The 539-nt window shown below is 41.7% G+C and carries 1 protein-coding gene; it reads left to right on the top strand.

The window, feature by feature from the left end; genetic code table 11:
* Positions 1 to 408, top strand: a 408-nt coding sequence (locus QD409_RS35690) for a DNA-3-methyladenine glycosylase (RefSeq protein WP_430765076.1), incomplete at its 5' end; no start/stop codon positions are given.
* Between the last annotated feature and the right edge of the window lie 131 nt (positions 409 to 539).

The raw sequence follows: 539 nt of genomic DNA, 5'->3' as shown, positions 1-539 counted from the left end.
ATCTATATTTATACGATGCATACACATGCCATGCTCAATATCGTCACAAAGGAAGAAGGAGACCCGCAGGCAGTCCTTATTCGTGCGTTGGAGCCTGCAGATGGAATGGCGAGAATGGAAAATAACAGAAAGGTTACTGGAGTTTCCATAAGCAACGGACCTGGAAAACTGACGAAGGCAATGGAAATTACTAAGGAGCTAAATGGAAAGATGCTTAATGAATCTGCTCTTTCGATTGATGCTCGCCTCGGAAAGACGCCGGCTAGCATTGCAGTATCAGCAAGGGTTGGCATCCCGAATAAAGGAGAATGGACGTCTAAACCATTGCGGTTTTATGTAAAAGGGCATCCTTATGTGTCAGGTATGAGAAAAAAGGATTATCAAGAATTAGTTGATTGCTGGCTTTAAAATGGGAGGGCTGCTTGCACATAAAATACAAAAGGAAATCAGATAGCGCTTTCACAACAGTCCTTCTTCGGCTATGATGTTATTAAGGAAACATATAGCTGATAAATAATTGGAAATGCAGTTGATGAAGG

This window comes from Rhizobium sp. BR 315 (genome assembly GCF_050577975.1).
GTDB lineage: Bacteria > Pseudomonadota > Alphaproteobacteria > Rhizobiales > Rhizobiaceae > Rhizobium > Rhizobium miluonense.
This window is presented reverse-complemented; position numbering and strand designations above follow the sequence as displayed.